At 58.2% G+C, this 12,670-nt stretch carries 9 protein-coding genes and 2 tRNA genes; 2 read left to right on the forward strand and 9 right to left on the reverse strand.

Features of this window, described 5'->3' with window-relative positions; translation table 11 throughout:
* Positions 1–290: 290 nt before the first annotated feature.
* The 8 genes from ALO43_RS10420 to rnr form a co-directional block, all read right to left on the reverse strand.
* Entirely contained in the window at positions 291–2,600 is a 2,310-nt protein-coding gene (locus tag ALO43_RS10420) for a YgiQ family radical SAM protein (RefSeq protein ID WP_024670380.1), read from the reverse strand.
* A 102-nt stretch (positions 2,601–2,702) separates the two neighbouring features.
* On the reverse strand, positions 2,703–4,097 hold the full coding sequence (gene dnaB / locus ALO43_RS10425) for a replicative DNA helicase (RefSeq protein ID WP_005888531.1): 1,395 nt from the start codon (positions 4,095–4,097) through the stop codon (positions 2,703–2,705).
* Between the two features lie 124 nt (positions 4,098–4,221).
* Positions 4,222–4,668, reverse strand: a complete 447-nt coding sequence (rplI, locus tag ALO43_RS10430) for a 50S ribosomal protein L9 (protein WP_003317208.1) — start codon at positions 4,666–4,668, stop codon at positions 4,222–4,224.
* Between the two features lie 19 nt (positions 4,669–4,687).
* Complete coding sequence (locus ALO43_RS10435; protein WP_005888529.1) at positions 4,688–5,584, reverse strand: YybS family protein; 897 nt, start codon at positions 5,582–5,584, stop codon at positions 4,688–4,690.
* Between the two features lie 39 nt (positions 5,585–5,623).
* Positions 5,624–5,854 carry a 30S ribosomal protein S18 gene (rpsR, locus tag ALO43_RS10440; RefSeq protein WP_002551829.1) on the reverse strand — a complete coding sequence of 77 codons (231 nt, stop codon included), beginning with the start codon at positions 5,852–5,854 and terminating at the stop codon, positions 5,624–5,626.
* A gap of 28 nt (positions 5,855–5,882) precedes the next feature.
* The gene (rpsF, locus tag ALO43_RS10445; protein ID WP_002551828.1) at positions 5,883–6,308 is read right to left on the reverse strand and encodes a 30S ribosomal protein S6; all 426 of its coding nucleotides are present in this window, start codon (positions 6,306–6,308) and stop codon (positions 5,883–5,885) included.
* 214 nt (positions 6,309–6,522) lie between these two features.
* The gene (gene rlmB, locus ALO43_RS10450; RefSeq protein WP_024670381.1) at positions 6,523–7,284 is read right to left on the reverse strand and encodes a 23S rRNA (guanosine(2251)-2'-O)-methyltransferase RlmB; all 762 of its coding nucleotides are present in this window, start codon (positions 7,282–7,284) and stop codon (positions 6,523–6,525) included.
* Positions 7,281–9,914 (reverse strand): ribonuclease R, encoded by a 2,634-nt coding sequence (gene rnr, locus ALO43_RS10455; RefSeq protein WP_054997472.1) that lies wholly within the window; start codon positions 9,912–9,914, stop codon positions 7,281–7,283. The genes rlmB and rnr overlap by 4 nt, the downstream gene beginning before the upstream one ends.
* Positions 9,915–10,139: 225 nt before the next feature.
* Between rnr and ALO43_RS10460 the strand changes: the two genes are divergently transcribed.
* Positions 10,140–10,226: transfer RNA gene (locus tag ALO43_RS10460), tRNA-Leu, on the forward strand.
* Between the two features lie 156 nt (positions 10,227–10,382).
* Positions 10,383–10,469 (forward strand) — tRNA-Leu (locus ALO43_RS10465).
* A 105-nt stretch (positions 10,470–10,574) separates the two neighbouring features.
* Here ALO43_RS10465 and ALO43_RS10470 read toward each other — a convergent pair.
* Complete coding sequence (locus tag ALO43_RS10470; RefSeq protein ID WP_054997473.1) at positions 10,575–12,509, reverse strand: methyl-accepting chemotaxis protein; 1,935 nt, start codon at positions 12,507–12,509, stop codon at positions 10,575–10,577.
* Positions 12,510–12,670: the final 161 nt, after the last annotated feature.

Genomic DNA, 12,670 nt, shown 5'->3' on the forward strand with positions numbered 1-12,670 from the left:
CACTACCTGCTTTACGAGGCTCAGCACCAAAATCGTGCCGGCCTGAGCCGACGGTGCAAGGGTTGCACAGTAATAAGGCAGACAGTGTGGCAGAGGGATTGGGTGTGGGGTGAAGAATTGTGAGCAGCGTGGGTGCGTGGTGTGACGCAGAGCATCACGAACGGCATTCACACGCTGGAACGTGAGGAACGAGCATACGCTGAATATCGTGCCCAAGCTCTGCGTGGGCATGCCGCTCTGGACGCTCTGCGTCCGCCCCTGTTCAAGCAGGCGGCGCTATGCGATGTATGTTAGCGCGGTACTACCGGCTTGCGCTTGGCTGGCTTGGGGCCTTTGCCTTTGGCGGCGTCAATGCGCTCTTTGGCGGCCTGCTTGTTGCGCGCCATTGCTGCAGCCTTGGCTTCTTCACGCTTGTCCCACGGCTTGCTGCCGTCGCTGCCACGTGGCGGCAGACCGGTGTGCTGGGTCTGAATCAGCGTGGTCTTGGTGTTCTTGCCGACCTTGTGGCTACCTGCCGGGGTCGAGTTCTTGCGGCGGGCACTCTGATAGGTGTCGGTCGCAGGCTGATGCAGCGGGATCAATTGATCTTTGCCCGACCCGATGAGGTCGGAACGGCCCATACGCTCCAGCGCCTCACGCAGCATCGGCCAGCCTTTCGGGTCGTGATAGCGCAGGAATGCCTTGTGCAGACGACGCTGTGCTTCGCTCTTCACAATCGTGACGCCGTCACTCTTGTAAGTCACCTTACGCAACGGGTTCTTGCCCGAGTGGTACATCGCCGTGGCCGTGGCCATTGGCGACGGGTAGAACGCCTGCACCTGATCCGCACGGAAGCCGTTGCCCTTGAGCCACAGCGCCAGGTTCATCATGTCTTCATCAGTGGTGCCCGGGTGGGCGGCGATGAAGTAAGGAATCAGGTACTGCTCCTTGCCTGCTTCCTTGGTGTACTTCTCGAACATGCGCTTGAACTTGTCATAGCTGCCAATGCCCGGCTTCATCATCTGGTTGAGCGGACCTTCCTCGGTGTGTTCCGGGGCGATCTTCAGGTAACCACCGACGTGGTGCGTGACCAGCTCCTTGACGTATTCCGGCGACTCGACCGCGAGGTCGTAACGCAGGCCGGAAGCGATCAGGATTTTCTTCACACCCGGCAACGCTCGGGCACTGCGGTACAGCTGAATCAGCGACGAGTGATCGGTGTTCAGGTTCGGGCAGATACCAGGAAACACGCAGGACGGCTTGCGGCACGCCGATTCGATCTCCGGGCTTTTGCAGGCGATGCGATACATGTTCGCAGTCGGTCCGCCCAGGTCGGAAATGACGCCGGTAAAGCCTGGCACCTTGTCGCGGATCTCTTCGATTTCACGAATGATCGATTCTTCGGAACGGTTCTGAATGATCCGGCCTTCATGCTCGGTAATCGAGCAGAACGTACAGCCGCCGAAACAGCCGCGCATGATGTTCACCGAAAAACGGATCATGTCGTAGGCCGGAATCTTTTCCTTGCCGTATGCAGGGTGAGGAACGCGCGCGTAAGGCATGCCGAACACGTAGTCCATTTCTTCGGTGGTCATCGGAATGGGCGGTGGATTGAACCAGACGTCAACTTCACCATGCTTCTGCACCAATGCGCGGGCGTTGCCCGGATTGGTTTCAAGGTGCAACACGCGGTTGGCGTGAGCGTACAGAACGGCATCGTTCCTGACCTTTTCCACCGACGGCAGACGAATCACAGTCTTGTCGCGGGTCATGCGCGGGCTGGCAAGGATCTGCACCACCTTGGCTTCATTCGGGTCTTCGACGTCGCCTTTTTCTTGCTCGATGGCGCAGGCCTGGGTGTCCTGGGTGTTGACGTACGGGTTGATGATCTTGTCGACCTTGCCCGGACGATCGATGCGCGTCGAGTCGACTTCATACCAGCCTTGCGGCGTGTCACGACGGATGAAGGCAGTGCCGCGCACATCGGTGATGTCTTCGATCTTGTGGCCATAGGACAGACGCTGGGCAACTTCGACAATCGCACGTTCGGCATTGCCGTACAGCAGGATGTCGGCGCAGGCGTCAATCAGGATCGAGTTGCGAACCTTGTCCTGCCAGTAGTCATAGTGGGCAATACGGCGCAACGAGGCTTCGATGCCGCCCAGCACGATAGGCACGTGCTTGTAGGCTTCCTTGCAGCGCTGGCTGTACACCAGACTCGCGCGGTCTGGGCGCTTGCCGGCCATGCCGCCAGGTGTGTAGGCGTCATCGGAGCGGATTTTCTTGTCCGCCGTGTATCGGTTGATCATCGAGTCCATGTTGCCGGCAGCGACACCGAAAAACAGGTTCGGCTCGCCGAGCTTCATGAAGTCGTCTTTGGACTGCCAGTTGGGCTGCGCGATGATCCCGACCCGAAAGCCTTGGGACTCAAGCAAACGGCCAATGATTGCCATGCCGAAAGACGGGTGATCAACGTACGCATCACCTGTGACGATGATGATGTCGCAGGAATCCCAGCCAAGCAGATCCATTTCTTCCCGGCTCATGGGCAGGAAAGGTGCTGGTCCGAAACATTCGGCCCAGTACTTGGGATAGTCAAATAACGGCTTGGCTGCTTGCATGTTCAGGACCTACGTTTGCACGTTGGAAAAATCGCGGGCGCGGAATATAGCACATTTTTTGATCAAGCCTGACAACGGCGGTCGGATTTGACTGACCTTAGATCAATCTTCGTCGAAGTTGTAACTGCCGGGTGCCAGGTTCTCGAAACGCGTGTATTTGCCGATGAACGCAAGGCGTGTAGTGCCGATAGGGCCGTTACGCTGCTTGCCGATAATGATCTCGGCAATGCCCTTGTGTTCGGTTTCGGGGTGATACACCTCGTCGCGATACACAAACATGATGACGTCGGCATCCTGCTCGATCGCTCCGGATTCCCGGAGGTCGGAGTTGATCGGGCGTTTGTTCGGTCGCTGTTCAAGCGAGCGGTTCAACTGCGAAAGGGCAATAACCGGGCAGTTGAACTCCTTGGCCAGCGCTTTCAGGGACCGGGAAATCTCGGAGATCTCGTTGGTACGGTTGTCGCCGCTCGAACCGGGAATCTGCATCAGCTGCAGGTAGTCGATCATGATCATGGCGATGTCGCCGTGCTCTCGAACGATACGGCGTGTGCGTGCGCGCATTTCCGAGGGGCTGATGCCTGCTGTATCGTCGATGAACAGCTTGCGATCGTTGAGCAGATTGACCGCCGAGGTCAGGCGCGGCCAGTCATCATCTTCCAGACGGCCGGCGCGCACCTTGGTCTGATCGATACGCCCCAGCGATGAAAGCATACGCATGATCAGCGATTCACCTGGCATTTCCAACGAATAGACCAGCACCACCTTGTCGCTGCGCAACACAGCGTTTTCGACCAGGTTCATCGCGAAAGTGGTTTTACCCATCGACGGACGACCTGCAACGATGATCAGGTCAGATGGCTGCAGACCGCTGGTTTTTTCATCGAGATCGGTGTAGCCAGTGGAAAGGCCGGTGATTGCGTTGTCGCTGTTGAACAGGGTATCGATACGGTCGATGGCCTTGGTCAGCAGGTCGTTGACACTGACCGGGCCGCCGGTCTTGGGCCGCGCTTCGGCTATCTGAAAGATCTGCCGTTCGGCCTCGTCCAGAATCTCTTCGGCGGTTCGACCTTCCGGGTTGAACGCGCTGTCCGCGATTTCAGTGCTGATACCAATCAACTGCCGCAATGTGGCCCGCGCACGAACGATCTGCGCATAGGCCTTGATGTTGGCAACAGAGGGCGTGTTTTTCGCCAGCTCGCTGAGGTAGCCCAGGCCACCGACTTGCGAGGTCTGGCCTTCCTTGTCCAGCTGTTCGGCCAGGGTAACCACGTCGATCGGGCTGTTCTGATCAGCCAGCCGGGCAATGGCGCGGAAGATCAGACGGTGGTCATGTCGATAGAAATCACCATCAGAGACTTGATCGAGCACGCGCTCCCAGGCGTTGTTGTCCAGCATCAGACCACCGAGCACAGCCTGTTCGGCCTCGATGGAATGTGGCGGCACCTTGAGGGCAGCGGTTTGCAGATCGTATTGCTCGGGGGCGGATATATCGTTCATGGCCACTTTAATTCGGGGGGTTGCAGAATGGGGATGGCACAAAGACAAAGGGCACGACCTGTAAACAGGATCGTGCCCGATGTTAATCCTCTCACGACAATGCCGCCAGACGATTCAGTGTTGCTTAAGCAGCCACTACGACAACGCGTACTGTCGCTTCTACGTCGCTGTGCAGATGCACGGCTACGTCGAATTCGCCAACGTTGCGGATAGTGCCGTTCGGCAGACGAACTTCGCTTTTTGCAACTTCAACGCCAGAGGCGGTCAGTGCATCAGCGATGTCGTGAGTACCGATCGAACCGAACAGCTTGCCTTCGTCACCAGCGGTGGCAGTGATAGTCACTTCCAGCTCAGCCAGTTGGGCAGCGCGAGTTTCGGCAGATGCTTTCTTGTCTGCAGCCAGTTTTTCCAGCTCGGCACGACGCTCTTCAAACGCAGCCACGTTGGCAGCGGTTGCAGCGGTTGCTTTGCCGTAAGGCAGCAGGTAGTTACGACCGTAACCGGCCTTAACGTTTACTTTGTCGCCCAGGTTGCCCAGGTTGGCGACTTTTTCCAGAAGGATCAGTTGCATGTGGAAATCCTCTTAACTTTTAACCTTCACCGTTCGCAGGACCATTGCCGGAGTCTTTCGAACCCCGGCGACCGCGAAAATCAATCAGGCTGTCGACAATGGCAATTACCACGAGCAACGGATAGATCAGTTGCATGAACACCAGCAGCGTGATGTACATCCCTACCAGCCAGAACCGCGAAAGGCGCTTTTCAGCAACCAGTCCGTGAATCAGGGCTAGCCCGGCAAATGCCAGCGGTACGCTGCACAGCGGTGTGATCATGGCTACCTGAGGCCCGAAATTCGGCCCAACCAGCATGCACACCAACAGCGCCAACGCAGGCACCAGTGGAAGTTTCACGGCGCGAAATTCACGCCCGAAACCACCAGGGTTGTACAACATCGCTTGCCAGTACCTGCCCAGCATCAGGCACAGCACACTGACGATTTGCAACACAGCCGCTATCAGGCCATTCAGGACGGGAGCAATCAGTGACCCCAGACGCGCTCGCTCTTCTACGTTCAACTGCTCGTAGAGCCCGGCCAGCATTGTCGGCAGATGTTTCTGCAACTCCTGCGACATTGCTTCCAGAGGTTCGCGAAAAACCGTGCCCAGAACCACTGCGTACACCACACCCAACGCCACGCTGACCAGCAGCACGCGGACCCAGGACTCGCTGGCACGCAAAACCATTGCCAAACTCAGCGAACCCAGCAGCACCATGGCTGTACGAGGTTCACCGAAATACCACCAGACCAAGGCCGGCAGCAGAGCCCAGGACAGGACACCAACGGCATCACTGAACCCGCGTCGCAGGAGCACAAGGCAACCTGCGGCAGCACTCAACCAGAACAACAGCGGCAACGCCGCACATCCAGCCACTACGAGAGTGGCCTGCATACGGCCGCGCATGATGAATTCAGCCAGGGCACGCATGCTTTCTATCCTTTGTTACGTTTTGTCGACTACCTGGTCTCAGCGGCCGTGGCTGTCGGTGTAGGCCAGCAGGGCCAGGAAGCGGGCACGCTTGATAGCGGTGGCCAGCTGACGCTGATAACGTGCTTTGGTACCAGTGATACGGCTTGGAACGATTTTGCCGGTCTCGGATACGTAGGCTTTCAGAGTGTTGAGATCTTTGTAATCGATCTCTTTGACGTCTTCAGCGGTGAAGCGGCAGAATTTACGACGACGGAAGAAACGTGCCATGTAATTGGCTCCTCAAAAGGTCCGTGGATTACTCGTCAGCGTTATCGCTAACGTCGCTGTTGTCGCCGTCATCGCCATCGGCGCTGTCGGAGTGCTCAGGACGGTCACGACGCTCACGGCGCTCACTGCGGTTCTCTTCAGCCTTGAGCATCTCGGACTGGCCAGTTACGGCTTCGTCGCGACGGATGACCAGGTTACGGATCACAGCATCGTTGTAACGGAAGTTGTCTTCCAGCTCGGCCAGAGCCTTGCCAGTGCACTCAACGTTCAGCATCACGTAGTGAGCCTTGTGAACATTGTTGATTGCGTAAGCCAGTTGACGACGGCCCCAATCTTCCAGACGGTGGATTTTGCCGCCGTCTTCTTCGATCAGCTTGGTGTAACGCTCTACCATGCCGCCGACTTGCTCGCTTTGATCCGGGTGGACCAAAAAGATAATTTCGTAATGACGCATGAATGCTCCTTACGGGTTGTAGCCTGCCGCTCAAATAGCGGTCAGACAAGGAGTGAATGACACTGTTGGTCTTGCTCAGGGACAGGCACATGAGCGCCTGCCGTGACAGCAAGGGGCGCAATTGTAGAGAAGGGTCGAGGGAGGTGCAAGGCAATTGGTAAGCCAGTGAGCAGATAGCGAAACGCGACCTGCTCACTGGACGACCGGCAAGGGGTCAGGATTTCTTGCCGGCAGCCTTTACACTGCGCTGGCGCAGCGCTTCAAAAAGACACACGCCGGTCGCAACCGACACGTTCAGGCTGCTGACACTGCCCGCCATCGGCAGACGCACCAGATAATCACAGTGCTCGCGGGTCAGGCGACGCATGCCCTTGCCTTCAGCACCCATAATGATGATGGTCGGCCCGGTCAGGTCCTGCTGATACAGCTCGACCTCGGCCTCGCCCGCCGTACCGACAACCCACAAACCGCGCTGCTGGAGTTTTTCCAGCGTGCGCGCAAGGTTGGTCACGGCCACCAGAGGAATCACTTCCGCAGCGCCGCAGGCGACTTTTCGCACAGCAGGCGTCAAGGTTGCAGACTTGTCCTTGGGCACGATAACAGCCAGCGCACCGGCCGCATCGGCGGTACGCAGGCAAGCGCCCAGGTTATGCGGATCAGTCACGCCATCAAGCACCAGCAGCAACGGCGGCCCCTCGCTGCGATCAAGCAGCTCATCGAGCATTGCCTCGCCCCAGACCTGGCTCGGGCTGACGTCGGCGACCACGCCCTGATGCACGCCTTCAACCCAGGCGTCCATTTCGCGACGCTCGGCCTGACCGATAGTCACGCGATTTTCGCTCGCCAGTGAGACCAGCGTTTGAACACGAGGGTCATTACGACCCTCTGCCAGCCAGATGTGCTTGACGCGCTTGGGGTGATGACGAAGCAAAGCTTCTACGGCGTGTACGCCGTAGATTTTTTCCAGCTGACTCATGACTTGGCCTTGGGTTTACGAGCGCCACTGCTTTTTGCAGCCGGCGCGGAGCCCGTCTTCGACGAGCCTTTGCGGTGCTTGCTGGCCGGCTTGCTCGACGAAGGAGCAGAGCCCGACCTGTCAGACTTTCCCGACGACGCCTTGCTACCACCCTTCGCGTCTGCCAGAAGTGCTTTCTTCAGTTCGCGGCTTTTACGCACTTCTGCGTTTTTAGCCGCCGCATCGCCCGGGCGATACGCTTCGGAACTGGTCTCTTTGGCCGAAGAGGTACGGCGACCTGACTTGGTGGCAGGTGCCTTGTCCTTCTCAGCCGCAGCGGCTGCAGGTGGCGCAGTGTCATGACCGCGACGCTTGCGACCGACAGGTGTAGCGGCGGCTGCCGTTGCGAAAATCTCGAAATCGATCTTGCGCTCATCCAGATCGACACGCATGACGCGCACTTCAACAGTATCGCCAAGGCGGAAATTACGCCCGGTACGCTCACCGGCAAGGCGGTGATGCAGCGGGTCGAAATGGTAGTAGTCGCCCGGCAGTGCGGTGACGTGGACCAGACCCTCGACATATATATCGGTCAGCTCGACGAACAGGCCAAAACCGGTTACCGCCGTGATCACACCGGGGAACGACTCGCCGACGCGATCCTTCATATACTCGCACTTGAGCCAATTGACCACGTCACGCGTGGCCTCATCAGCGCGGCGCTCGCTCATCGAACACTGCTCGCCCAACTGATCGAGCAATGCGTCGTCGTACGGATAGATACGCGCTTTCGGAATCGTTGCAGCGCCTGCACGACGAACATGCGGGGTATCCTGCTTGGAGCGGATAACGCTGCGGATCGCGCGGTGCGTCAACAGATCGGGATAGCGACGGATCGGCGACGTGAAGTGCGTATACGCCTCGTAATTCAGGCCGAAGTGGCCATTGTTGTCCGAGCTGTACACCGCCTGACTCAACGAACGCAGCATCACGGTCTGGATCAGGTGATAGTCCGGACGATCACGAACGGTCTCAAGCAGTGCCTGATAGTCCTTCGGCGTCGGGCCTTCCTTGCCTTTGTGCAGGGTCAGACCCAACTCGCCAAGGAACGCACGCAGTTTTTCCAGACGCTCCGGTGGCGGACCATCGTGGACACGGTACAACGCAGGAATTTCGTGCTTTTTAAGGAACTGCGCGGTGGCCACGTTGGCAGCCAGCATGCACTCCTCGATCAGCTTGTGAGCGTCGTTGCGGGTAGTCGGACGAATTTCGGCGATCTTGCGCTCGGAGCCGAAGATGATCCGGGTTTCCTGAGTTTCGAAATCGATCGCACCCCGCACATGACGCGCGCCAAGCAACACCTTGTACATGGCGTAAAGCTGCTTGAGGTGCGGCACCACATCGCCATATTCGCCGCGCAGGCTCTTCGCCTCGGCGGTTTTAGGCTGCTCCAGAATCGTGCTGACCTTGTTATAGGTCAGACGGGCATGGGAATGGATGATGCCTTCGTAGAACACGTAGTCAGTCATTTCGCCGGTCTTGGAGATAGTCATCTCACAGACCATGGCCAGACGATCAACGTGCGGGTTCAGCGAGCACAGGCCGTTGGACAATTGCTCAGGCAGCATAGGTACGACACGCTCGGGGAAATACACCGAGTTGCCGCGTACCTGAGACTCGGCATCCAGCGCCGAACCGATTTTTACGTAGCTCGATACGTCGGCAATTGCCACGTAGAGCTTCCAGCCACCGGAGAACAAACGCAGTTTGCCCGGCTTGGCTTCGCAATAAACCGCATCGTCGAAGTCGCGTGCATCTTCACCATCGATGGTAACGAAAGGCAAGTGACGCAGATCGACGCGATGCTCCTTGTCCTTCTCTTCGACTTCCGGCTTGAGCTTGGCAGCCTCCTTGAGGACGGCTTCGGGCCATACGTGCGGAATATCGTAAGTACGCAGCGCAACATCGATCTCCATGCCCGGAGCCATGTAGTTACCGACCACTTCGACCACATCACCTTGCGGCTGGAAGCGCGGGGTTGGCCAGTGAGTGATCTTCACCTCGACGAACTGGCCGATTTTGGCGCTGTTGTTGCGACCCGGCGTGACCAGCACTTCCTGCTGGATCTTCGGGTTGTCGGGCACCACAAAACCAATGCCGCTTTCTTCGAAATAGCGACCCACTATGGTTTCGTGAGCACGCGAGATCACCTCGACGATCACACCCTCGCGACGGCCACGACGGTCCAGGCCGGAGACCCGAGCCAGCGCCCGATCACCGTCGAACACCAGACGCATCTGCGCCGGGCTCATGAACAGGTCGTCGGAGCCGTCGTCGGGAACCAGAAAACCGAAACCGTCGCGATGGCCGGAGATGCGACCCAGGATCAGGTCAAGCTTGTCTACCGGTGCATAGGTGCCACGACGGGTGTAGATCAATTGGGCGTCGCGCTCCATCGCACGAAGGCGACGGCGCAGGGCCTCGAATTGATCCTCGGTGGTCAGGCCGAATTCTTCGACCAGTTGCTCGCGACTTGCCGGCGAACCGCGCTCGGCAAGGTGCTGCAAGATCAGCTCGCGGCTGGGAATGGGGTTTCCGTATTTTTCCGCTTCACGAGCGGCCTCGGGATCGAGGGACTGCCAATCGGCCATTAGATAGTTTTCACCTTGTATATATAGGGGTTAGTTTGGCATAGACCTCATGAAACGGGAAATTTCACGCTCAAACCGGCCTGTAAATCATAGGCTCGACCACACTGAAACGCCCGAAACACGCCGCCTGTGATTTTTTTGGACTTTTTTTCACTGCCGGGGTTTACAGCCCAAAAGACGCTCCGTATAGTGCGCGCCATCGACAGGCCTATGCCTTCCGATACTGCCCAGATGGTGAAATTGGTAGACACGCCAGCTTCAGGTGCTGGTGACCGCAAGGTCGTGGAAGTTCGAGTCTTCTTCTGGGCACCAATTCAGGCGACAGACTACAACAGTCTCAGGCCTCACAAAAACCCGCGAAAGCGGGTTTTTGCATTTTCCGCCTTTGATTAATCAAAACAGGGGTTTACAGAGCAAAACGATGGCCGTATAGTGCGCCCCATCAACGGCGTACACGTCATTGATACTGCCCAGATGGTGAAATTGGTAGACACGCCAGCTTCAGGTGCTGGTGACCGCAAGGTCGTGGAAGTTCGAGTCTTCTTCTGGGCACCAATTCAAAAAAACCGAGCCAATGGCTCGGTTTTTTGCTTTCTGGACTTACCAAAAACAGTCCGGCCTGCACCCGGCACTGCAACTGCAGCGCCGAACCATGCGCATTCAAGCCCTGAACTGCCCCAGGCTGGCTTTCAGCTGTGCAGCCAGCCCGCTGAGTACTTTGCCACTGGCGGTCGTTTCCACCACCGCTTTGGCAGCTCGCTCGGCCTGAGCGTGAATCACCTCTACCCGACCGCGAACAGCCTGTGCACCCTGCGCCTGATGAACCGCTGCCTGAGTTGCCAGGCCAATGGCTGCATGCACCTGCTCGACAGAAGCCTGAACCGTCTGCTGACGCTTGGCACTGTCGCGCAACACTTCAAGCCCTTCCTTGGCCTGTCGACCAGCGACACCGATGGCGGCTACAGCCTCTTTTGCGCCACGCTGCAAGGCGATGATGTGTTCCTGAATATCCCCCGTCGAACTCTGCGTCTTGCTGGCCAGCGCTCGAACTTCGTCGGCGACTACGGCAAAGCCCCTGCCCGTTTCGCCTGCACGCGCCGCTTCGATGGCGGCGTTGAGCGCAAGCAGGTTGGTTTGTTCGGCAATACCGTGGATGACTTCCAGCACAACCTCGATCTGCTGGCTTTGCTGCGCCAGGCGCTCGATGACCTGCGCACCGGTCTCGACCTGACCGGCCAGCGCTTCGATCAGCCCGCCGACCTGACTGGAAGTACGGGTGTTTTCATCAGTAGCCTGCTTGATATCGATCACCTGACGCAGGGCGGCCTGCATTGCGTGACTTTCCGACTGCGCCTCGTCGGCCATCTGCTCCAGCGCTTTAAGACTGGCTGCCACCTCATCACGCTGCAACTCGGCCGCCGCATCGGCACCGGCATTGCGCTGGCTCATTGCACCGATCTCGATCCCGGTCAACTGTGCAACCTCACCCGCCTCACGCACGATGGGCTGCAACTTGTCGATGAAGCGATTGACCGCTGCCGACATGTCGCCAATCTCGTCATTGCTGTCCAGCTTGACGCGCTTGGTCAAGTCACCCTCTCCCGCCGCCAGATCGTTGAGTGCCGCGATCAACAGATGCAGCTTGCTGACCACTCGACGCCCCAGTACGACAGCCAGCAACAGCAGTACGCCAAGGCCCACCAACGCCAGGCCCATGCCGATCCGCCAGCGCAGCGTTTCGGCCGCTTCCTGAACAGTGACACGCGTGTTGCCGGTCATTGCCGTTGCTGCGGCCTGAGCCGCTTGCAAGCGCCCACGCAGAGCCGTCGAGCTGTCTTTTGACGCACTGGCAAGGCTGTCGGAGACCAATTGTTCGCCGCTGGTGATCAGCGCTGCAAAACGCTTGTCCAGTGCCGCAAGATTTTCCTCGACCGTTGCAGTGGAAACGCCCATGCGCACTTTGCCGATCTCGACACCATTAGGGCTGATGGAGGCCTCGACGTAGTACACGGATGGATCGTTTTTTGCGGCACTCAGAACTTTATCCATCGCCCGCTCGCCCTCGCCCTTGGCCAGCAACGCTCTGACCAGCGCGTTATCCCGGTTCATGTAGCGAGTAAGGTGCTCTCCTGCTGCATCGTCATAGACGACGAACAGCACATTGGGATTGCGCTGCGCCCGTCGGGCAAACTCGGAAAGTGTCGGTGTGTCGTTGTCCCACATGGCTCGCGGAGCGACGGCAGCCAGCAATTCGGCCATATCGGTGGCCGAGTCTTTGAGGTCTTTTTCCAGCGTGGCGCGCAGTTGCGTCTGCTCGTCTTTCAAACGCGTCGACAGACCGACACTCAGGCGTTGACGCGTGCTGGCCGAAAGCGCATCGAGACTCGACGTCACTTCGCTACTCGCCAGTTCCAGCTCGGAGGAAAGATGTTGCGAATCTACCCCGAGGCGATTGGCGAGATCCGCCTCAAGGGCTGTGACCGTGCTCCGGGTAAGCGCAACCGCCACGATGACTTGCACCAGAAGGGCAATGCCCAACGCAATGAAGACCGGGCGCAGCAGACGACTTTGCAATAGAGATAAGATCGCAGACACAGGAGAATCCTTCCACCCTGAGCGCCACTAAAATGATGGCACTTTTCTGTCACCTTTGTAGCAAGCGCCGTGCCGTGACACAAGTCTCACTTTCTGGCGCATTTGATACGCCAGACTTCGAAAGCAGAAAGGGCCGCAAATGCGGCCCTTTCTGTATAACC

This window comes from Pseudomonas tremae (assembly GCF_001401155.1).
GTDB classification, from domain to species: Bacteria; Pseudomonadota; Gammaproteobacteria; order Pseudomonadales; family Pseudomonadaceae; genus Aquipseudomonas; species Aquipseudomonas tremae.